Below are 21,732 nucleotides of genomic sequence, written 5' to 3'. Positions count from 1 at the left end.
CCGCATGCAACCGTCGACGCCGCGATTGACGAGTACGATTGCTGGTCGGTTGTGTTGTGATCACCGCGTTTTCCTCCGTGAAAAAATAGACCAGCCGCTGTTTTCCATCGGTTTGGTACAAGCGAAACATCGAATCGAATCGCTGTAGTCCGTCTCATCCCACCTGATCCGAGTCCGGTGGTAACGGTTGTGCGGAAGAAGCCCGCAGAAGATGCTAAAACTCAGCCATCAAGCGTCGGATTCCATTCCGACGGAGGCAATTGGTTGCTGACGCTTCTCGGCCGATCTCAGTGGTGACCGTAATGAATATTCGTGGTCGTATGAGGAACCGCGTCAATGTGCGTCGTGGTGTGGGGAACGGCGTGCAAGTGATTGCCATGCCGTTGGTAGTCGATATGCGTTTGCGTGTGGGGAACGTAATCCGTGTGAGTTTGCGTGTGGAGGTGGCCGCTGGACTGATAGCTGGGACGGTACGAATGGTACGGTTGAACGTATCCGCTTTGCTGAATGCCATTTTGATAGATCACCCGCCCCTGTTGCGGATAGGTCTGACCCTGAATGTATTGTCCTTGAATTACTGGACGGGACGAGCGATAGGGTTGGTTGTAAATCGGTTGGTTGCCGTAGGGCGAGACGTGGTCGTAATGCGTCGTCGTGTGTGGTACGCGATCAACGTGAGTCGTCGTGTGAGGCACCGCATCGACGTGATTGCCATGCTGGACGTAATCAGTGTGTGTCGTCGTGTGCGGCACATTGTGGTGATGCGTGGTGGTGTGTGGCACGACCCACTGGGCTTGAGCGGTAGTCGCCAACGCCATGACGGCAACGGCTGCTGAGAGAAGAATCTTCATCGAACCAAACTCCTTGCGGGGGGATTTTTGCGGGGCAATAACAATCCGTCGGATTATTCACATCACCCACAAGGTTAATCGTATCCATCCACGCGAGGGGTGGCAACTAAGTAAATTTACCGATCGAGTCTCGCTTTGTCATCAGAATGGAGTCACTGAGAAGTCATTTCGATGACATAGGATTGGTGAAGCCTCATGAATCAATGGTTTTTCGGTTTGGCACACGCAATGCGTTAGAAGCTTAGCCAGCGGCACTTGCCGCGAACCTCCCCTCGAATGTCAGGACTGAACCTTATGAATCGTGCCTTCGCAATTGCCGCTCTCGCAGCAGGATTGTTCGCCTTTGCCGGAAATACCGGTGCCACCGCTAGCGACTACTTTCATGGTGGTCATGGCGGACACCACGCCTACTCCGGGGGCCATCACGGTGGCGGTCACCATGGCGGCTACGCTCAAGCACCCGTTCAAACCTATGGCAATTACGGCTATTCATCGAACTACGGCGGTTATGGATACGGCCAAACGTACCAACCGAGCTATCAACCTCAATACCAGCAACAGTACTCTCCTACCTACCGATCACAACCCTATCGCCAACGCGGTGGATTGCACCTTGATATCGGACGCGTCCATGTTCTAGGTGCTGGCGGCCATCACTAATCAAGCGTTGTTCGCTTGCGAATGTTACCGACCGTTCTGAATCGACTGGACGGGCGAGCAAGTCTCGTCCGTCCATCTTGTCTCTGTGCAAAACTTACAACGAAATGGAAAACATGCCGAAACACGCCGTCGTTGCGCTCGCCGCATTCGCTTTCGCTTCCTTTTCGCAAATGCAACCAGCAACTGCTCAGCACTGGCATGGATATGGTCATGGAGCTCATCACCATACCGACCACGGACATTTTTACGGGCACTACCAGGGCGGTCAACACTATGCGCACGACTCGTACCACTACCAAGACAACCATCACGGTCACGCCCCGATCGCTCTCGGATACGTCGACATGCCGCTGAACCAATATCACAGCAACAACAGCGTGTACTGCCCCGACGATGTCGGTTGCCCGTTGCAGTACAACCAGCCCGCACTAGGTGGATTGTCCCAACAGATTCCACCCCATCAGGATGCACCCTACCTCGACGCACCCCGTCAGTATGAAATTCCAAACGGCGCGACGGGTTCCTATAATGACCACGGCCACCATGCCAACGATGGCCATGATCATGGCGACCATTCACACGATGGGCACTCACACGGCCCAGTGAATCCGAGTCTCCAAAACCCCGCCGTCACTTTCGGCACGCCCGATCGTCAGCCGATGACTGCACCAACGCTTCCCAACCGCAATGCAGTTCCCGAGCTTCCACGCTACGAAGCTCCTCGCGACCGTCCAGCACAGCCAAGCAGTCCACCCACAAACAACGGTCCAATCAGAATGGACGGACCACCACCGAGCCTAACAACTCTCGATAGTTCATCCGTTAAAGTTGGCTGAAAATGTGGACTACTGGTTCTGTTTGCTGTTTGACCGAAACGGCAATTGCAACATTCCTGGTAGGCGTTCGGTTTGGTGTTCATCGCGAAGTTCCTTGACTCCAATCAACATGTGTTCGTGGCCATCTTTTGGCTGCGCCACATAGGTCCGAAATAGATAGTCCCACCAGGGAAGATTAAAACCGAAGTTGCTGTTCGTTTCGCGTCGGATGATCGAATGATGCACACGGTGCATGTCCGGTGTGACAACCAAAAAACGCAAAACACGATCGAGCCACAGCGGAATCGAGACATTGCTGTGATTGAACATCGACGTCGCATTGAGCATCACTTCAAAGGCAACGACCACGACAGCCGCTGGTCCCAGCACAATGACGACGCCCAACTTGATCAAGGCAGAAAAAAGAATTTCAAAGGTGTGAAACCGCAGTCCCGTCGTCACGTCAAAATCCATGTCGGCATGGTGGACCATGTGCAATCGCCAAAGCCAAGGGACCGCATGGAACAACACATGTTGACCATAAATCGCGAGGTCCAAGACAAGAATACCAATCGCAACCTCAAGCCACATTGGCCAATCCACGATGTTCAACAATCCCCAGCCCTGTGTCTGTGCATAAACTGCAGCACCCACGGCCGTCATCGGCACCAAGAGCCGAACCAGAAGTCCATTCAAGACGACCAGGCCAATGTTGCTACTCCACCGCCAAGGTCGTTTTAGTGACAGTTTGCGACGCGGCGCAAGCCACTCCCAAGCCGCCATCGTAAACAGCACAAGGAAAAAGCAGGTTAGGCGAACGAAAATTTCGGATTGACCTTTCAGACTTGAGACTCCCTACAATATCTCGGATTCTTGGCACTGGTCCGCGTCATATGCGAATTCCAATGCCACTGATTATGGGCCGAATCGGAACCAGGCCCCTATGGTTACCGACGCCAGTAGGACGCCGATTGCAAAGCTGGGCCAAAACGAAAGTCCTGTTTTTGCTGACAAGGCAAACGGAGCGAAGAACGGTAGCCCGAGTGGAACAAGCACAAGCGTCGAGCGAGCCAGAGCCGCTATCGAGTTCATGTCTTGTTCCTTATTCCACGTCATAATGAACGCCAGGATGCTGATGATCGGCAGTGTCAACAACAACGCGCCAACTCTCGGCATCCGTCCAGCGATCTCGGCAACCGCTACGATCACGACTGCCGAGATCAACGCTTTGACTATCATCCAAACCATGACGTTCACACTTTTTCGTTTCAAAACTTTGACTGTACCTTCGACCCTGTTATCTTCGGGGCAAAGGTCTCACATGTAGGTTCGCTCCGTCCCGATTATTCAACGGTCACAGGAACGTCAAACGTTGCTGGATCAGCACCTACTGGGACAATACGGAAGCGAAGGATGACTTTGCTGACGCCGCTGGGAATCGCAAGGGCACCTTGTGCGTAGTGTGCCGGTTCCTCGTCCGTGGTTGGCTCATAGACAGTCGCGACTTCCTTCGCCACAACCGTTTGACCATCGGCGCTTACCAAAGCGTTGAAGACTTTGGCATCATCGACAGGCTTTCCGTTGCGGACGATGGAGACAGCCGGCTCGACTTCTTCACCAGCGTGCAGATGCTTTCCGTGGTGCCCAAGCTGAATCGTCAACCCTGCATGTTCGCGTGGCTCGCCTTCCCAAATCAATGCATCATCGGCTCCGTGCGAATGTCCGTGGCCGTGATCGCCATGTGCTTCCTCTTTGAAGTCACCGGAGTACGGCGTACCGTCGATGACTCCAGCAATCGTACCAGCATATTCCTGAACGACCGCCAACTTCTCGTGGGTGCCGACAAAACGTGACGCTTTTCCTGCTGGATCGCTGTCCAGAGGTGCCGCAGTGAGCGAAACCTGCATCACGGGATCACTGATACTCAAGTCGATGGACTCGGCGTCGATCGGAACCGGCGACTTCTCGTCGGAACCAAGGATATAGACCGTGCCCTCTTGCTTGTCGTGATCGACGGTGAATTCGACGTGGAACTTGCCACCACCCCAGTCGACGACGGTGCCGTCATGCGGACCTGCAGCGTGCCCACCGTGTGCGGCGTGTACAGTACCATCGTCGTGGACGTGTCCGCCATCGTCACTCGTCGCAGCGGCGGGCGAAGTGGCTGCGGGAGTCGTATCAGTTTTCTGTTTGCATCCAGTGAATCCGAGGAGTCCACAGAACACGAGTGAACAAGTTGTGATCGAGATTTTCATAGTAAGTTTCCTTGTAGTTTTCATAAACGGTTTCTAACGCTGACGTGGTCGCCGATGCGATCGTGTTGACTAATTCATTCCAAACTCGTCCTCCTCTGTTTCAAGCTTTGCAAGTCGAGCGGCGTCCTTTCCAGAAAACGTCCAGAAGAGCCCAGGGTGAATGAGGAATTCACAGAAGGTCGATGTCGTCAGTCCGCCGAGGATGACAGTGGCAACTGGATACAAAATCTCACGGCCTGGTTCTTGACCACCGAGCACGAGCGGAATCAGTCCGATGCCAGCGGTTAACGCCGTCATCAAAACCGGTGCGAGTCGCTCCAGGCTGCCTCGCATCACCATCTCCTGCGTAAACTCTTCGCCTTCCTCCTTCATTAGGTGGAAGTAGTGAGTGACCAACAAAATGCCGTTGCGAACCGCGATGCCGCCTAGTGAGATGAATCCGACGAGACTCGCAACGGTGAGACTTTGCTGAGTGATGACAAGTGCCATCACTCCTCCGATGAACGCAGTAGGGAGCGCGTTTAGGATCTGCAGCACGATCCGAATCGACGGAAACAAAACCAAGAGCACAATGAACATGCCGATCACCGAAACACCGGCAAGCACGATGATGAGCTGCGTCGCACGCTGCTGGCTCTCGAACTGCCCTCCATATTCAATGAAATAGCCTGCCGGCATTTCGACCTGGTTGCCAATACGACTCTTAATGTCGTTCACGGCACCGGCCAAGTCGCGGCCTTCGGTATTGCAGCGAATGACAATCCGCCGTCGTGCGTTCTCACGTAAAATCGAATTCGGCCCAGTGCCGACGCCCACATCCGCGACCTCACGCAGTTCGATCTGTCCCCGATCGGGTTGCCCCTCACGGTCAGGCAGGTCGATGCGTAGCCGATCCAGATTCGCGTAATCGGTGCGATACTCCTCCTCCAGTCGCACGAGCAAATCGAATCGACGTTGGCCTTCTAGGACTTGCGAGACGACTTCACCCTGCAACGCTGTTTGCAAAACGTCCGCGACGTATTCGCGAGTCAGTCCATGCAACGCTAGGTCGTCGGCGCGAAGATCAATGTGCAGTTCGGCTGTCTCTTGAATCGGCTCAACGACCGGCGGCGTGATTCCTGGTACGTCTTGGATCGTTCCTTTGACCTGTTCGGCAACTCGCTGCAGAACATCCAAGTCGTCGCCGTGAATCTTGATCGCAATCTGAGCGTAAACGCCCGAGATCATATGACTAATCAAGTGGGCCAGAGGCTGTTCGACCTCAATGTCCACTCCGGGTGCTTCGTCGCTGATTTTCTCCCGGAGTCTCGCGAGGATTTCTTCTCGCTCCGTCGGTGATTCGGGATTCATGCTGAGGATGTATTCGCCGAAGTTAACCGGCGACGCATGCTCGTCCATTTCTGCTCGACCGGTTCGACGAACGAAGTGCAAAATCTCGCCATCCGGATTTTCCTCCGTCTTTTGCATCGACTGAAAGACGGAATCAATCGCCCCTGAAACTTTGTTAGAAGCATCCAACGACGATCCAGGAGGCAAGGTCACGTTCACTTGAATGCTGCCTTCATCGAAGGGCGGCAAAAAGTTTCGACCCAGCATCGACATTTGCCATGCGGCCAAGGCAACGGCGAGCCAGGTCAAGATAAGCAGCGTTCGCGGCAACGCCATACTGAGACGGATCAGATGAGTCATCATCGCTTTCAGTCCATGCAATAAGAACCCGTCGCCCTCGTGTTGGGTTGCACGCGAATTTGGCAGAAGATAGTAGGAAAGTACCGGTGTGACGGTCATCGACACAACGAAGGACGACAAGATTGACACGATGTAGGCGAAGCCCAGCGGCGTGAACAACCGACCTTCGACACCCGACAGTGCGAACAGCGGCATGAAGGAAAGGATCACGACCGCGGTTCCAAACACGATCGAGCTACGAATCTCTTTACTCGCCTCGAAAGTAACAACGATTGACGACTTCTGTTCGTCGGCCGGTAACAGGTTGTTCAGCTTGAGTCGACGAAAGATGTTTTCGACATCAACGATCGCGTCGTCGACGAGTTCGCCCATTGCAACGGCGATGCCACCGAGCGTCATGACGTTGATGGACAGCTCTGTTCCACTGATCCAACCCATCATGCGGAATGTAAGCGTTGTCAGAACGAGCGAAAGCGGGATCGCGGTGAGCGTAATGAACGTCGTGCGAAAGTTCAGCAGGAACAGAAACAGCACGATGATGACGAGCACCGCGCCGATGACGAGTGCCTCGGCAACATTGAAGATACCTCGGTCGATAAAGTTTCTGAGTCGAAACAGTTCTGAGTTGACGATGACGTCCGCTGGCAACGATGCCTCGACCTCGACAAATGCCTCTGCGACCGCATCACTCAGATCGCGTGTATCAACGTGAGGTTGCTTGACCGTCGTGAACACGATTCCTGGGCGACCGTCGACGCTTCCATCACCACGCTTGAATTGCGGCCCTTCGGTGACGCGAGCGACTTGCCCCAATAAGACAGCTCGTTTGGGATGGTTTCCTACGGGAACTTTCTTCAAGTCTTCGATCACGACCCGTGATTCCGGTCCCAAGCGACCAAGAATACGAATTGGTCGCTCGGTCTCACCGGTGACCGCAAAGCCGCCGCTCGTGTTGATGTTGCTGGCTCGAAGCGCCTGTTCAACCTCTTGAACCGTGACGTCGTATTCGAGTAACGCGGTCGGGTCAATCAGGATTTGGTACTGCTTGCGATCTCCGCCGAGCATGAACACTTCCGCGACACCGGTGACTTTCAACAGTCGTGGTCGAATGATCCAGTCCGCGACAGTCCGCAGTTCAAGTTGTTGTTTGGCTTCGCTAAAGAAATATCCGTCGTGTGACTTGCCGTTGATTTTGATCTCGGCAGTTCCGACGGGGACTTGGGAAGTCTGCGGATCCGCATTGGGATCATCATCCCACTGAATTTCCTGTGGCTGAACTTTCTTCCAAGTCGAAAAGTCATGCCGATCGCCTGGCGTCCAAACAATGATCTGAAACTTCTCGCTTTCGCCAATGACCATTTCGGCCATCATGTCGGTGTTGCCGAGCTGTGCGAGCCGTCCGCCGCTGGGACCGTTTTGCCGGTAAATTCCCGCGACAATGATCTGCCCCATGATCGAAGACGGTGGCGTCATCTGCGGACGAATTCCATCCGGCAAGACACCCTCCAACGTGGACAGTCTTTCTTGGACAGTTTGACGAGCAGCGCGAATTTCCGTCGACCAATCGAACTCGATGTAGATTACGTTCAAGCCCGCCGTCGATTGACTGCGAACCGCCTGGACGCCATTAGCACCCATCAGCGCAATCTCGATCGGCTGCGTCACCAGCGTCTCGACCTCTTCGGTCGCGAGTCCGGGAGCTTCGGTAATGATGACAACACGAGGGCGGTCGAGGTCGGGAAAGACGTCGATCGACATCTGAGTAGCCAGGAACGATCCGTAGACCAGCAGAAATAGGCTGACAACGACGACCAGCATGCGGTAACGGAGCGAAAACTTGATGATTGCATCGAGCATGGACGTATTTCCTTAGTGTGCCGCGTGAGTGGTGCCGTCGGCGTGAACATGCACACCGGGTTCTTTTCCGCTGGCCGACTGTGACTTCAGTACTCGATTGAGCGAGGCGGCTGAGTTTTGCGCTAGGTAGGCTCCGGCTGTGATGTTGCCATCGTTGGCGATCACAACCGAGCGTCGATCCTCGTGCACAACATGAACGGGAATCTGCTTGAACAAATCGCCGTTTTGCCGGAACACGTATGCCTCAGGCCCCTCTCGCACGACCGCCTCGGCGGGCAACACGAACACGTCATCGAACTTTTCCACCGGGACATGGATGCGAGCGCGTTGACCAGGCCGAAAACGCCAAACGAGAAATACCCGACCTTTGTCGCCATAGGATCGCGATTGGTTTGTTAGTGGGACAAAGAAGTCAAACGTCCGGCTGTTGGTGTCGATGGAGTTCGATAGATGACGAACGTTAAACGTCTGCTTTAGTTCAGGCCAACTGCCTGTTGCATCCTCGGCAAATTCAATTTCGATGGGACGTTTTTCTTGGGCGGCTTGTTCCAAGTACGTCGCCTCTCGCTTGAAGGCGTGACCGACGACGTACAGCATCTGGTGGTTCGATAAGTTGGCGAGCAACTGGCCCGCTTGAACCTGTTGCCCAAGTTCAACAGCCAACTCTTGAACCTCGTACGCGATCGGTTGGTCCTGTGCCAATTCGTTGACAAAATTGACCTGCTGAATTTCCTGAGGTGCCGGACGATTTGCGAACGCGTCGAAATCTCGCACGGGCGGAGCGACGACCTCGACGGTTGAAACGAACGTCCCGGATTCAATCTGTTGCACTTGCCCAGGCGTCAAACCTCGTGTCAACAACTCCTGGCGAGAGGCTTGGATCAACGTGTTTTGGCGACTAATTTCGCTCTGCAACTCGATCATCTTGGAACGCGAAACCGCACCTGTGTTGACCGCTCCAGACAACCGGTCGATCTCGGCTTGAACGATTGCGGTTTCCTGCCGAGCCTTAAACAACTGAGTCTGTGTGGCTTGCAAGTACTCGCTGAATAGACGCAGCGAGAACAGAGGCTCGCCTGGTCGCATCGTGTCGCCAGGGAACGCATGGATCGCAGTCACCACGCCCACAGCGGGCGACGTGACGCCACGATCGGATAGGCCCGGTCGGTCGTCGACTTCTCCAGGAATCACAACGGTCCGCCAGTACGATTGAGGCCGCGCGGCCTTGGCTACCAGCGACAGATTCTTTCGAGCCTGTTCGCTGATTTCGAGGATGGTCTGCTTTTCGGCAGACTCTCCCGACGCATCGTCCTCCGACGCGGCAGTTGTTTCCTGCTGCGGAAACAACTGCTTGCGGAACGTCCACCCCGCAAACAATACGGCGACCACAATCGCTGGACCCACCAGCGATTTGGCAATCGAAACCAAACGATTCATCTAAACATTCCCTATAGAGAAAACCACGCAACGACCTGGGCGCAGCACCGAAACAAGCGCGCAGGCGCACGCAATGGAGGAGCCTCAAATTGAAATTCACGTTGAGAAGATCACCGATGCAGAAACACAGCGTCTAGAACGCCGAGAATCGGTGACGCGTGTCCGCTACAGCCGTAGAGAGGCTGTCAGAAGGTAGATTGGCAAGCCGCCATAACGCCGCGCAGAAACGTTCCTGGGGGCACCCATCGGCACATGGGGACGAGCGGATTCAATCGAGAGGCAAGCATCAACGCTAACAGCATCGGTGCTCGGAGCAGCAGCACTTCGCCCAACGGCGATGTTCGCAGCTGCTAGATAGACCGCATCCGAATCATGCTGATGGGGAAGCGACAAAGCAAAGCCAGTTGCCGAGCAAGCAAGATCATCGACTCCTGTTTCATCATGGTCATGATGATGGTCACCATCGTCGTGATGAGAATGCCCACCACCGAGATGCACATGAGGACGATTTGCATGGTCGCTCGGTTTACCTACCCCGCTGCCCGCATGCGAATGAGGCAGAGATTGCCCCAACACAAACAGTGGTATCAGCAGGAGGGAAAGAATGCGAGCTAGCAAAGTGTTCTCGTTGAAGTTTGAATCAATGGAGGATCATACGGATGCAGGGTATCACCTGTCAAGTTCACGTCCTACGCCAATCGCTACGCGAGGACACTTCTATTTGTTCAGCGGCAATGCGGCAAACCAATCGAAAGTATGATCATGCCCCTCTATTCCGACCACGGAGTGACGCGCCGGTAAGCTTCCGAGCCCGGCGTGTCGAAACCGTGTGAGGATGTCATTGTTTTCCAACGGATCAGTCGTCAAATCGGCGTCCCAGCCGAGCATCAAGTAGCCGCTGGATTGAAGTGACCGGTGGCATGCGGCGACCATGTCACGGGCTGCCTCGGGTGTGTCGACGCCGAAACCCAGCAGACCGTTGACGTGAATCATGTCGAAGCGCACCCCGCGAAAGACTTGATCGACTTGGCACATGTCTCCCGTGCGATGCAGTTGCCCGTTGCCGAAGCGTGCTGCTGCGGGGTCAAAGTCGATTGTCCAAACCGCCGTCATCTCTCGGTCAAATACTTCGTGATACCGGCGTGTGTAGCGTCGGGTGCCGGCCAGCAACACGTTGGCGGGTTTCATTCTCGCCATTGCCGGTAACATCTCTCGGCGTAGGTAAACACGATCGGGCAGCGACTGAACTTGCCAGTTGAATTTAATTGCCGAGACGATGGACTTGGTTTTCGTGATCATTGTCATGATGTCGCTCTAAGCGTCCTCCGCGAATCGTTCGTCTTTGATGCCGAGCTTCAATTTCCATTCCATTGCACTGCAATAAAGCACAGGCACCACCAGCATCGTCATGATCTCGATCGTCATGCCGCCAAAACTGGGGATGGCCATCGGCACCATGATGTCGCTGCCGCGGCCGGTGGAGGTCAGGACGGGTATCAGCGCGAGCAGTGTGGTTGCCGTGGTCATCAAACATGGGCGAACGCGTCGCATTCCGGCGGTCACGGTGGCTTCGCGAGCGTGCTGGGCATTCTCGATGTTGTCCTTGCGGAAGCTCTCGTCAAGGTACGACGCGATCACGACGCCGTCGTCGCTGGCGATTCCGAACAAGGCCAAGAAGCCGACCCAGACGGCAACGCTTAGGTTGATTGTTTTGACTTGAAACAGTTCTCGCATGTTGGTGCCGAGCAGACTGAAGTCGAGGAACCACTCGGTGCCGTACAACCACAGCATGATGAAACCGCCCGCCCACGCAATTAGGATGCCGCTAAATACAAGCGACGTCGTGATGGCGGACTTGAATTGCAGGTACAGAATCAAAAAGATAATCCCGAGTGCCAGCGGCAACACAATTGCCAGCGTCTTCTGCGATCGGATTTGGTTTTCGTAGTTGCCTGCGAATGTGAATGTCACTCCGGCTGGCAGCGTGAACTCGCCCGACTCGATCTTCGCTTGCAGGAACGCCTGAGCGTCCTCGACGACGTCGACTTCTGCTTCGCCGGCCTTCTTGTCGAACAGCACGTATCCAAGCAAGAACGTGTCTTCGCTCTTGATGACCTGCGGGCCGCGCGTGTAGCGAATGTCGGCGAGTTGCCCGAGCGGAATCTGTGGTCCCATAGGCGTTGGGACAAGGATTCGTTCGAGCGATTCCAGGTCGTCTCGCAACTCGCGAGCGTATCGCACTCGAACGGGGAATCGTTCGCGGCCTTCGACGGTCGTCGTGATCTGTCGGCCTCCGATCGCGACTTCGATCACGTCCTGAACGCTGCGAATGTGCAGCCCGTATCGTTTGATCGCATCACGGTCGATGTCGATTTCTAAGTACGGCTTACCGACGATGCGATCGGCGATCACTGCGGATGCTTGGACGGTTGGAACTTGTTTCAGTAGCGATTCCAATTCCAACGCAACTCGCTCGATCGTTTCCAGGTCCGGGCCTTTGACCTTCATTCCCATCGGAGCACGCATACCGCTTTGCAGCATCACGATCCGAGCGGCGATCGGTTGCAGTTTCGGGGCGGACGTCGTGCCTGGAATCTGGGCCGCCGTCGTGATGGCTTGCCAGATGTCATCGGGTGTGCGTATTTCGTCTCGCCATTGCCGGAATGGTCGACCGGTGGGATCAAGGATCAGCTCACCGTCTTCGTCGCGGACATACTCGTTTGCTTCCGTGTCATAGCGGAAGTTCAGCCGGTGACCGTCTTCGTCGGTTTTGTATTCAGACTTGTAGGTGATGTAGGTTTCGATCATCGACACCGGTGCCGGATCAAGCGGAGTGTCGGCACGACCGATCTTGCCGACGACCGATTCGACTTCGGGGATCGAGACAAGCAATTGGTTCTGCAACTGCAACACGTCCATCGCTTCACCGATCGAAGCGTGCGGCATCGTCGTTGGCATGTAGAGGAACGAGCCCTCGTCGAGCGGCGGCATGAACTCTTTGCCCAGTCCCGGCAGGACGTTCGTTGCTGCTTGCCACGGTCGTGAATTTCGGATGGACGCTTCGGATACGCCAACCAGCGAAAACGTCTTGGGAACGATGCCGAACACTTTGTCAAAACCGAGCCACGCCGATCCGCCGAACAGCAAGATCGCTGTGGGTAGTGTCAGAAACGCGAGCTTGTGATTCAGGCACCAACGCAGGATTGGTTCGTAGAGGAATCGCTGAAAGACGGTAAAGAACCCAAGGATGCCGCCGATCAATCCGCCGACGAACAACAAGTTCAGCAGCAAACCCTTCTGCGGCCCGAGCGGCAACCACTCCTGCGTCAGCAGCACACCCACGACCAACGCGGCAACGGCACTGGCCCCGTAAGGTCCATATCGCTGGAACCGTTCGGGGATGCGTTCTTCCCACAACTTGTAGGCGGACAATCCGATCAAGATTGCTCCCACCCACCAAGTCAACAGCATCGACGCGGCGATGCCCAGAATCAGCAAGGCAAACCAAGCTCCCCTGCGCAGGCTCTTTGATTCGATTCGGCCGCCCATCAAAATGTGAGCCGCCGGCGGAATGATGGTCAACGCGACAATCACTGACGCGGCTAATGCAAACGTCTTGGTGAACGCCAACGGACGAAACAGTTTCCCTTCCGCACCAATCATCGTGAAAACGGGCAAGAAGCTGACAACGGTCGTCGTCACGGCTGTCAGTACCGCACCGGCGACTTCGTGAGCCGCTTTGAAAATCACCGTCAGCTTGTCATCTTCTGGCGCAGCCTCATCCAAGTATTTGAGAATGTTCTCTGTGAGAATGATCCCCATGTCGACCATCGTGCCGATCGCGATCGCGATACCCGACAGTGCAACGATGTTGGCATCGACCCCGAAAGTTTTCATCGCGATGAAGCACATCAGCACCGCGAGCGGCAACAGAGCACTGATCAGAAACGAACTACGCAAGTGAACAACCATCACCAAGATCACGATGATGGTGACCAAGATTTCTTCGACGAGTGCCGTGTTCAGCGTTCCAAGCGTTTCGTAGATCAATCCGGTTCGATCGTAGAACGGCACGACGGCGACTTGGCTGGTCGTGATCCACGCGGGCCATTTGTCCTGCGACATGCCGCGAAGATGCTTCACCCAAGCGTCGCTGCTGGTCGTTGCTCCGGTGATGGATTCAAGACCGTTGCGATCCGCGTACAGGTCAACTTCGTCGGCGGTCGTTTTCTGGTAGTCGACCAACACCTTCGTCGGCAGGCCGGGCGATACCTCTTGGATTCGCTGTTTGATGTTTTTGATAGCCGCCAGCGGGTTGTATCCGTAACGCACCACCGCTACACCGCCGACGGCCTCCGCGCCGGCCTTGTCCAACGCACCACGCCGAAGTGCCGGCCCGAGCGATACGTTGGCCACGTCGGCGACCGTGATCGGGACGTTGTCCGTTACCTTCACGACCGTCTTTTCGATGTCTTCTATATTCTCGATGAAGCCAAGACCGCGGATCACGTATTCGGCTTTGTTTAGCTCGATCGTTCGAGCACCCACGTCCACATTCGTCATGCGAATCGACTCGAACACGCCTGCCAACGTCACGCCGGCGGCCCGCATCGCATCGGGATCGACGTCAATTTGGTACTCCTGAACGAAGCCGCCAATCGACGCCACTTCACTGATGCCTTCAGCCGACGTCAACGAATAGCGAACGTAGTAATCCTGGATCGTTCGCAACTCACGCAAATCCCAACCGCCGGTCGGGTTGCCATCGGGATCGCGGCCTTCGAGCGTGTAGAGATAGATCTGCCCAAGTGCGGTAGCGTCTGGCCCCAGTGTCGGTTGCACACTATCGGGCAACGTGCCGGCGGGAAGACTGTTCAGCTTTTCCAGCACACGAGTTCGCGACCAATAGAAGTCAGCGTCTTCGCCGAAGATGATGTAGATCGACGAGAACCCGAACATCGAGTAGCTGCGGATCGTCTTGACCTCGGGGATGCCCAGCAACGCGACCGTCAACGGATAACCGATCTGGTCCTCGACGTCTTGCGGGCTGCGGCCCATCCATTGCGTGAACACAATTTGCTGATTTTCGCCGATGTCTGGAATCGCATCGACGGGAACCGGATCGCGGGGAAGATCGCCAACGCTCCAATCGAACGGAGCGACCATGACGCCCCAAGTCAGCGTCGCGAGGACCAACAGCAACACAACCAGCTTGTTGGTTAGGCAGAACCAAATCAGCCGACCAAGGATGGAGCGTTTAGCAGTTTCAATTGAATCATCGTTGTTAATCATGTTGCGTTGTTTGGCCTACAGCTTTTCGACTTTGTCGGCACACTTCAGCATCGACGCGCCGTAGTACGGATTGCGAACCGCGTCGTCGGATTGAAGCCACGACGCACCGCGGCCCTCGAAGGCCATCGGACAATGAAGCTCGTAAAGTGATTGGTCGGTCGGCAGTCCGAACATTCGCTCGAGACTCAACATCTGCTCGGACAGTAAAGCGAACCCGCTACGCAAAGCGGCGAGATTGTTCGCCTCCTGCAATCTTGCAATGATCTCGGACAAGTCGCGTTTCTCTTTACTCCACACTTCGACCGCTTTGGCTTCGGAGACGATCGGCAGCAAGCCCGCCAATCGCTGATGCAACGGCTCAACCGCTCGCTTCGCGGCTTCCAGATCGTCTGTCGCGAGTGCTTGACTAAGTTGCAAGTAGGGAGCGACAAAACCACTGAGTTGCCGGGCGACTTCAGGCGGAGCATCCATGTTCGCCATCGCCGGCATCTGCATTTCGTCGTGTGACATCGGCAACGGGAACTGAGCCTTCATCTGATCAATGTGCTGCCGAGTTAACGCGAAGACCCGATCGGCTTCACGCATGGAATTGATTTCATGGCCTTCAGTGACATCGTTCCGCAATAGCATCGCGACCTCGAACCACTGCGGTCGCATTTGTGGGCCGATCAAGTCCGCCGGCACTGCCTCGACAGCTTTACTGAGTTCGTCATAGCCTTCGCGAATCTCTGCGAGGTTCGCAGCTTCAACCCTTTCTTGAATCGTTTTGTATTGCTCAACAATACCCTGCATCGCATCACGTACCGCTGGCACCAAGTTCATCGGACTCGCGTCCATCGTCACCCCTTGGTCTGCTTTTGGCATTTCCATGCCGCCGTGGTTGTGGCCTCCTCCGCCGCCACCTTGCGGTGTCATCATCGAGGGCTTCGCAGAAATCTGGAGCGCACTATCGAGTTTGAAGTTGCCGTTGGTCACGACCAAGTCGCCTTCTTCGAGCCCCGACTTCACTAGGTAGAAGTCGCCGGCGCGCGGACCGATCACAATCTCGCGACCTTCGTAAGTCGGCTTGTCGGCGTCGGGAATCTGGACGTACACAATCGCTCGCGTTCCCGTCAGCAACACAGCCTTCACCGGCACGATCAAAGGTTTTGCGGCACTCGTTGGCTCCGCTGTGACGTAGCCAAGCGACTCGGCTCGCACCAACGGCATGCCGCAAATGTCACAATCGCCCGGTTGGTCTTTTATGATTTCCGGGTGCATCGGGCTGATCCACTTTCCCGCCAGCGAAGCGTTGAGCACTCGACCGCCCGCCGCGATGTCACTCTGCACGATTGCTCGCACGAACATTTCCGGTTTTAAGCGACCATCATCGTTCGGTACGTTGACTCGTACCTTCACCGTCCGAGTGTCTTCGTTTAGCACCGGGTCAATGAACGCGATTCGGCCGCGGAACAATTCGCCGGGATAAGCTTCTGTTGTGAACTCTACGTCCTGCCCGTACCGCAACCAAGCCAAGTCGGATTCGTAAGCATCCATCTGAACCCATAAGACCTTCAGGTCTGCGACAGTGTAGATGCGGTCGCCGGTTTGAACGCGGTCGCCTTCTTGCTTGTTCTTTGCAACCACGACACCGCCGACGGGCGAGTAGATCGTGACCGTTTCGGAAGACTTGCCGCGTTGTTCGATGGTTTGAATCTGCTCCGTTGTCAAACCGAGCAAACGCAGCTTCTCACGCGCGGACTCGGCGAGATCGAGTGGTTCGATGAATCGTGAAGAATTCTGCGGTCGATCACGCTTGGTAACCGCCAACAGTTCTTCTTGTGCGGTGTAGAGTGACTCGCTGTAGATTTGCACCATGTGATCGCCTTTTTTGACTTCGACGCCGGTGAAGTCAACGAACATGCGTTCCAAGCGACCGGGAACCCACGCGGTGATGTGTGCCAGTCGCGTCTCGTCGTAATCGACCTTGCCTACCATGCGAACTTCGGCCGTCACGTATTGCCGACGCACCGGACTTACTTGCACGTTCATCAGACTTTTGATTTCAGGACTGATCGAAACGGTGCGAACTCCGCTCGCCGATTCCCTGACCGGTACCAAGTCCATACCGCAAATTGGACACGCCCCCGGCCCGTCACGACGAATTTGAGGGTGCATCGAGCAAGTCCAAATCGACGGCTTGCTTTGCATTGCCTCCGAGTTTGCCTTTGCGGAACTCGCGGACACTTTCGGCTCATCCGAGCCGCCGCCAAACCAAGAAGCGACGAAGACACCAAGCAGCACAAACGCCACCGCTTGTGCAATCCAGAGTTTCCCGCGGTGTTGTTTGAAGAATTCGTTCATGAGTTCGCTTTAGGATTTGTCCAACCAGGTCACCAGCTTCGTCACTTCGTCTTGGTCTCGAACGCCAACGGCCGTGACGCTTCGTGAACCCTGCTTCCATGTGGCCGCGATACTGGAATCGAGATCGACGAGGCAGCAATCTTTGTCGCCACACATCGCCATGCTCTGGCGGCGATCGCCAAACCAAGCTGTTTCTTCGTCGTCATGTTCAAACAGAACCAGCGTCGAACCGTCACTCCGTTTGCAAACCGCCTTCACGCAGGTGCAGCACGGCATTTTCAAAACGCTGGTCGACGCCAACGAATAGCCTTCGGGCAATCCACTCGAAACGATCGGGCGATATCCTACCAACTTGACCGCTCCGTCGGAGTCGACCGTTTCACCGTCGTACTTGGTAAGCAGCATCTGTTCCGCTCCGTCCGGATCGCTGGGCAGCTTTTGCAAATAGTCATCCATCACGCCAGCGAACTCAGCCATGTGTTCGGCCGACATTGCTTCTTTGCCATCGTGCTGATGACCATGGCTGCCGTGCATCGCCATCGATCCCCCGCCAGCCATGTCAGGGTTGTTGTCCCCGCCAAACCATAGCGCCGCCCCCAACATCACCAAGGCCGAAGCCGCCATCGACACTAGGCCGCCCCCGTAAGGTGACGCGCGAACCCAAGTCGCAAAAGTCGCAAACCGCCGGGACAACGTCTCCGGTTCGGCTGCGGTGGGCAGTTCGCGTTCGATTCGCTCCCACAGATCAGAGGGATTTGCCGGGATGGGCGTTTGAGCGAAATCCGAGCCGATTGACTCAAACGAACTCAGCTCAACCGCACACAATTCGCATGACTCAACGTGTTCCGCTACCGTTGTCGCCTGTCCAGCGGCAAGCTCGCCGTCGTAATAGGCCGACAGGTATGGCTGCACCGTTTTGCAATCGTTAGTTGACATACCCCACTCATTCTATTGGAAGACGGTTCTGCTGATGTTTTTGATGCCCGGAATACGTGTTTCTTCACGCATTTTAGCGGATTAGCAGAAATCTTTCCGAACCGCGTGAAGAAAACGACCGCCCAGGTATCCAAATGCACGTTAATCGAAAAATTCGCCCTCCTCATCCGCGAAGACAAGCTCCCATGCGACTCACGAAATTCATCCCATTGCTACCTAGCGGGTTGCTCATTCTCGGTATTTACGGCTGCAACTCGCCCGAACCCGATCCCAAAATGCCCCCCGCGACTCCCGCCAGCGACACGACAGAGGACCACGCCAACCATGACCATGGGGACCACGCCACCGTCGACGCCGATTCGCCGATGGCCAAGATGATGCCCGGTTTGAAAGAGCTTTCGCCGGAAGACTACAAGTCCGCGATGGCACAACACGTGTGCCCGGTCAGCGGCGAGATGCTGGGCACGATGGGAGCCCCCGAAAAGGTCGATGTGAACGGCAAGTCAGTGTGGATTTGCTGCGACGGTTGCAATGACAAATTGCTTGCCAATCCCGAGAAGTACCTTGCGAAGTTGAAGTAACGGGCACCGATAGAGTCGACAACGAAAGCACCCATGGCCACGACTGAATTTTTGAAACGAGTATTCTCCACGCGACCGACAAGCACTATTCAAAGTGCTTTGAGTGTCTACGACGACTACTTGTTCGATAAACGCTATCAACTTGACACTCGATCCGAGGTCGCCATCAACGACCTGGACATCAGCCAGGAAGACAAGCAGCATGCTGACAAATACAAACCGACACGGGCTCGATACTTTCGCAAGATCATGGAGAAAGTCGTTCTCCCTCGCGATGGAGTGTTCGTCGATGTTGGATGCGGTAAGGGCCGAATTCTTTTGCTCGCTGCGGAGCAGGGATTCGACCAAGTCGTTGGTTTAGAAATCTCGCCTGCCTTGTGTCAGATCGCAGAGCGAAACGTTGAGACATTCAAAGAAGCGAGGCCCAAAACGGGTTCGATTAAAGTCGTCTGCACCAACATCCTCGACTACCAGATGGATGGAAGCGAAACCGTATTGTTTCTGTATTCACCGTTCGGCTATTCGGTAACAGAGCGATTTCTCGAGATGGTGCGAAAGTCGCTCAAGGATCACCCACGAGACCTATGTCTTATCATCGACGAATTCCGCTTCCCCGAGTTACTGGCGGGCGATGACTACTTCGAGCAGTCGCTAATTTACAAGTACGGGGCAGCCGTATTTCATGTGTATTCCCACATCAGCTAATGCAAGACTGATTGCCTTTCCCCGACCTTTTCCGATATGGAACTTCCCATGAAATGACGAATCTTTGCAACCGTTTGTACGGCAGCTTTGCTGGTGACACCTCCACCAGTGTTCGCCCAGGAAGCAGCCGCGCCGCACAATCACGCCGGACACGACCACGCTGGCCACAGCCACGCCACCGAGGCAACTGGGCCGCACGGCGGCACCGTGCAATCCGTCGGCGACCGTCGTATTGAAACCGTGATCGCCGACAAAGGCATCATGTTCATGATCCTTGGCAAGAACGACCAACCGATCGCCCCGCCCGACGCGACCGGCACGCTGAAACTGCAAGTGGGTGACAGCGAGAAGGAATACACCTACCAACTCAAAACGCTCAAGAATCCCGCGATTGGAGTCGGCGTCGACCTTTCCAAAGTCGTTGACCAACCGTTGCACATGAACGTCGAGATCACCAACATCGGAAGCCAGCCGCTGGTCTTCCACGCGATGGGCAAACTCGCCAGCGGCAAGCTCTCTGACGAACTCCTCGTCAGCCTTCAGGCCACGTGCCCCGTCAGCGGCCAACCGCTCGGCAGCATGGGCAAGCCGCCCAAGGTCACGATCGGTGACAAGTCACTCTTCGTCTGCTGTGCCGGCTGCACCGACAAGCTTGAAGCAAACGCCGACGCCTACATCAAAAAGTACTACACCGCCGAAGGTGAAAAAGTGCGAGACGGCGTCTACAAATCCACGCTTGCCGACACCGCGTCCATCGCCGCCCAGAAAACCTGTCCGGTGATGGACGAACCACTGGGCGGCATGGGCGTCCCAGGTAAAGTCAACGTCAACGGAAAAGCCGTCTACATCTGCTGCCCCGGCTGCGCCAAGAAGCTAGTCGCCGAACCCGACAAGTACCTCGCTGACCTGAAAGCGAAAGGCATCACCCCGCCCGCGTTTTGAGAAAGGAAGTCACCCGTGTGTTGGATACTTTACCGTTATCCAGTGCGGCGTCGCCCACGAAGGGGCAATTGGCACCCGGACAAGGGCTCCAACGTTCTCAGCAACCGTCTTGGTAAATGGTGCATCCCAGTCGCTCGACCTTCCGTGGTATATATTTTCCCAAGCATCTTCCCGGTAAAGGGTGAGTATCTGCGTGTTAGGCACGTCAAGCTCCCATTCGATCAAATCAATGGATTCGCAATGCCGTTGAAACGTGTTTCGGGACGTGAGGCACCACAGGAATTGCGTCTCACCCTGCAAACGACGGTGCAGTTCATGAATTGCACTTCGATATTGCAGACTTCGGTAGTAGATACTTCTTGACGCGTCGACAATCAGGTTCGGAGCGGTCAACGGGAACGTGCCAGGGTGATGTGTCCAGACTTTCTTGGATTGAGCACTCAAAGTCAATCAATGTTTGAATGTCGCAAACTTCAAGCTGAGGGTGCGCCTGCAGCAAAGCTCGAAGGACAGAACAAGCTCGATAACGCCGCCCTTCGTATTGTGACTGCGCGAGAGGGATCTCTGCCATGGATTCGCAGAGCGTTGATCCGTTCGGCTGAGGTGTTTCCAACATGATCGAACCGTAGCGATCGTTCAGGCAAGTCAACAGCCTTCTTTCATCTCGCCAACTGCGATCAATTGCCCAAAGAAGTACGTGAGTTTCGCACCAAGCCGTCTTTACACCTTTTGGAATCGCTTTTCGGCTAGGATCACCGGACCACTTCGCCCCGTTCAAAATCGGTGCCTTATCCTCGATCATCTTCTCGATCCAGGACTTCTCGCGCGTCTTGGCCCACTTTTCGGCAGTCGCTGAATCGCCAAAATTCGATTGTTCGAGAACGGACATAATCGGAGACCGCCCTTCGTAGCGAAGGTACATGAGCCACACATCTTTGATCGTGAAGCCATGCTCGGCCTCCGGTAGGTGCATGCGTAATCGCTGGTCAAGCTTGTTGGTTCTACCGACGTAGCGTATGACTTCCGGGACAAGCGGGTCGGCTAACGCGTAGATATGTTGCGGGAATGACATTGCGTTTAAGATATCGTCGCGACATTCTTCAAGCGACAACGGCGGGAATAAAATGCACGCGAATTGGCAACGACTCTTGGAAAAGCGGCCGTCCTATCGGATCGACGAGAAAGATCAGCTCTTGGTCATGCGTCAAACTGCCGTCTTGTCGGTGACAGGCGACACGAAATCGCAGTGTACTCGTTTGGTCGCTACACGCGTCGAGTGACGGTGGACCCGACCGCGACCTATCCACTCTGCTTGCTGTTCGGCATTCACTCGCCATCGTTCATCTCGGAAGAAGAACCAGCGATCGGA

At 55.3% G+C, this 21,732-nt stretch carries 17 protein-coding genes; 5 read left to right on the top strand and 12 right to left on the bottom strand.

Annotated features, from left to right (window positions below; translation table 11 throughout):
* Nucleotides 1-287: 287 nt before the first annotated feature.
* On the bottom strand, nt 288-851 hold the full coding sequence (locus tag Poly24_RS08475; protein ID WP_145093290.1) for a hypothetical protein: 564 nt from the start codon (nt 849-851) through the stop codon (nt 288-290).
* Between the two features lie 294 nt (nt 852-1,145).
* Between Poly24_RS08475 and Poly24_RS08470 the strand changes: the two genes are divergently transcribed.
* The gene (locus Poly24_RS08470; protein ID WP_145093287.1) at nt 1,146-1,511 is read left to right on the top strand and encodes a hypothetical protein; all 366 of its coding nucleotides are present in this window, start codon (nt 1,146-1,148) and stop codon (nt 1,509-1,511) included.
* A 170-nt stretch (nt 1,512-1,681) separates the two neighbouring features.
* Nucleotides 1,682-2,347, top strand: a complete 666-nt coding sequence (locus tag Poly24_RS27345) for a hypothetical protein (RefSeq protein ID WP_231753527.1) — start codon at nt 1,682-1,684, stop codon at nt 2,345-2,347.
* Between the two features lie 9 nt (nt 2,348-2,356).
* Here the strand turns inward: Poly24_RS27345 and Poly24_RS08460 are convergent, their stop codons facing one another.
* The 10 genes from Poly24_RS08460 to Poly24_RS08415 all read right to left on the bottom strand — a co-directional run bounded on the left by Poly24_RS08460 (nt 2,357) and on the right by Poly24_RS08415 (nt 18,135).
* Nucleotides 2,357-2,917, bottom strand: coding sequence for a sterol desaturase family protein (locus Poly24_RS08460; protein ID WP_231753526.1), 561 nt, complete (start codon nt 2,915-2,917; stop codon nt 2,357-2,359).
* A gap of 324 nt (nt 2,918-3,241) precedes the next feature.
* Nucleotides 3,242-3,574, bottom strand: a complete 333-nt coding sequence (locus Poly24_RS08455) for a DUF3147 family protein (protein ID WP_145093281.1) — start codon at nt 3,572-3,574, stop codon at nt 3,242-3,244.
* A gap of 95 nt (nt 3,575-3,669) precedes the next feature.
* On the bottom strand, nt 3,670-4,581 hold the full coding sequence (locus tag Poly24_RS27340) for a hypothetical protein (protein ID WP_231753525.1): 912 nt from the start codon (nt 4,579-4,581) through the stop codon (nt 3,670-3,672).
* Between the two features lie 69 nt (nt 4,582-4,650).
* The gene (locus Poly24_RS08445; RefSeq protein ID WP_145093278.1) at nt 4,651-8,127 is read right to left on the bottom strand and encodes an efflux RND transporter permease subunit; all 3,477 of its coding nucleotides are present in this window, start codon (nt 8,125-8,127) and stop codon (nt 4,651-4,653) included.
* Nucleotides 8,128-8,139: 12 nt separating this feature from the next.
* Complete coding sequence (locus Poly24_RS08440; protein ID WP_145093275.1) at nt 8,140-9,564, bottom strand: efflux RND transporter periplasmic adaptor subunit; 1,425 nt, start codon at nt 9,562-9,564, stop codon at nt 8,140-8,142.
* Between the two features lie 350 nt (nt 9,565-9,914).
* Nucleotides 9,915-10,079: a hypothetical protein gene (locus Poly24_RS26945; protein WP_197452423.1), complete on the bottom strand. Its 165-nt coding sequence runs from the start codon at nt 10,077-10,079 to the stop codon at nt 9,915-9,917.
* Between the two features lie 202 nt (nt 10,080-10,281).
* Complete coding sequence (locus Poly24_RS26940) at nt 10,282-10,869, bottom strand: glycosyltransferase family protein (RefSeq protein WP_197452422.1); 588 nt, start codon at nt 10,867-10,869, stop codon at nt 10,282-10,284.
* A gap of 9 nt (nt 10,870-10,878) precedes the next feature.
* On the bottom strand, nt 10,879-14,856 hold the full coding sequence (locus tag Poly24_RS08425; RefSeq protein ID WP_145093269.1) for an efflux RND transporter permease subunit: 3,978 nt from the start codon (nt 14,854-14,856) through the stop codon (nt 10,879-10,881).
* 15 nt (nt 14,857-14,871) lie between these two features.
* Nucleotides 14,872-17,199, bottom strand: a complete 2,328-nt coding sequence (locus Poly24_RS08420) for an efflux RND transporter periplasmic adaptor subunit (RefSeq protein WP_145093266.1) — start codon at nt 17,197-17,199, stop codon at nt 14,872-14,874.
* 9 nt (nt 17,200-17,208) lie between these two features.
* Nucleotides 17,209-18,135, bottom strand: coding sequence for a zf-HC2 domain-containing protein (locus tag Poly24_RS08415; RefSeq protein WP_145093263.1), 927 nt, complete (start codon nt 18,133-18,135; stop codon nt 17,209-17,211).
* Nucleotides 18,136-18,320: 185 nt separating this feature from the next.
* On the opposite strand from Poly24_RS08415, the gene Poly24_RS08410 reads away from it, so the two are divergent.
* The 3 genes from Poly24_RS08410 to Poly24_RS27335 all read left to right on the top strand — a co-directional run bounded on the left by Poly24_RS08410 (nt 18,321) and on the right by Poly24_RS27335 (nt 20,363).
* Nucleotides 18,321-18,716: a hypothetical protein gene (locus Poly24_RS08410; protein ID WP_145093260.1), complete on the top strand. Its 396-nt coding sequence runs from the start codon at nt 18,321-18,323 to the stop codon at nt 18,714-18,716.
* A gap of 33 nt (nt 18,717-18,749) precedes the next feature.
* The gene (locus Poly24_RS08405) at nt 18,750-19,421 is read left to right on the top strand and encodes a class I SAM-dependent methyltransferase (RefSeq protein ID WP_145093257.1); all 672 of its coding nucleotides are present in this window, start codon (nt 18,750-18,752) and stop codon (nt 19,419-19,421) included.
* A 93-nt stretch (nt 19,422-19,514) separates the two neighbouring features.
* Nucleotides 19,515-20,363: a hypothetical protein gene (locus Poly24_RS27335; RefSeq protein ID WP_231753524.1), complete on the top strand. Its 849-nt coding sequence runs from the start codon at nt 19,515-19,517 to the stop codon at nt 20,361-20,363.
* A gap of 313 nt (nt 20,364-20,676) precedes the next feature.
* Here the strand turns inward: Poly24_RS27335 and Poly24_RS08395 are convergent, their stop codons facing one another.
* Nucleotides 20,677-21,474, bottom strand: coding sequence for a hypothetical protein (locus Poly24_RS08395; RefSeq protein ID WP_145093253.1), 798 nt, complete (start codon nt 21,472-21,474; stop codon nt 20,677-20,679).
* Nucleotides 21,475-21,732 lie beyond the last annotated feature (258 nt).

Origin of the sequence: Rosistilla carotiformis (assembly GCF_007753095.1) — a bacterium.
Taxonomy (GTDB): domain Bacteria; phylum Planctomycetota; class Planctomycetia; order Pirellulales; family Pirellulaceae; genus Rosistilla; species Rosistilla carotiformis.
Note: the sequence above shows the minus strand (reverse complement) of the source record. Positions and strands in the feature narration are given on the sequence as shown.

Coding starts and splice junctions, on each gene's coding strand:
- Poly24_RS08475 (WP_145093290.1), bottom strand. CDS start 851: ATGAAGATTCTTCTCTCAGCAGCCGTTGCCGTCATGGCGTTGGCGACT.
- Poly24_RS08470 (WP_145093287.1), top strand. CDS start 1,146: ATGAATCGTGCCTTCGCAATTGCCGCTCTCGCAGCAGGATTGTTCGCC.
- Poly24_RS27345 (WP_231753527.1), top strand. CDS start 1,682: ATGCAACCAGCAACTGCTCAGCACTGGCATGGATATGGTCATGGAGCT.
- Poly24_RS08460 (WP_231753526.1), bottom strand. CDS start 2,917: ATGTGGCTTGAGGTTGCGATTGGTATTCTTGTCTTGGACCTCGCGATT.
- Poly24_RS08455 (WP_145093281.1), bottom strand. CDS start 3,574: ATGGTTTGGATGATAGTCAAAGCGTTGATCTCGGCAGTCGTGATCGTA.
- Poly24_RS27340 (WP_231753525.1), bottom strand. CDS start 4,581: ATGAAAATCTCGATCACAACTTGTTCACTCGTGTTCTGTGGACTCCTC.
- Poly24_RS08445 (WP_145093278.1), bottom strand. CDS start 8,127: ATGCTCGATGCAATCATCAAGTTTTCGCTCCGTTACCGCATGCTGGTC.
- Poly24_RS08440 (WP_145093275.1), bottom strand. CDS start 9,564: ATGAATCGTTTGGTTTCGATTGCCAAATCGCTGGTGGGTCCAGCGATT.
- Poly24_RS26945 (WP_197452423.1), bottom strand. CDS start 10,079: ATGCAAATCGTCCTCATGTGCATCTCGGTGGTGGGCATTCTCATCACG.
- Poly24_RS26940 (WP_197452422.1), bottom strand. CDS start 10,869: ATGACAATGATCACGAAAACCAAGTCCATCGTCTCGGCAATTAAATTC.
- Poly24_RS08425 (WP_145093269.1), bottom strand. CDS start 14,856: ATGATTAACAACGATGATTCAATTGAAACTGCTAAACGCTCCATCCTT.
- Poly24_RS08420 (WP_145093266.1), bottom strand. CDS start 17,199: ATGAACGAATTCTTCAAACAACACCGCGGGAAACTCTGGATTGCACAA.
- Poly24_RS08415 (WP_145093263.1), bottom strand. CDS start 18,135: ATGTCAACTAACGATTGCAAAACGGTGCAGCCATACCTGTCGGCCTAT.
- Poly24_RS08410 (WP_145093260.1), top strand. CDS start 18,321: ATGCGACTCACGAAATTCATCCCATTGCTACCTAGCGGGTTGCTCATT.
- Poly24_RS08405 (WP_145093257.1), top strand. CDS start 18,750: ATGGCCACGACTGAATTTTTGAAACGAGTATTCTCCACGCGACCGACA.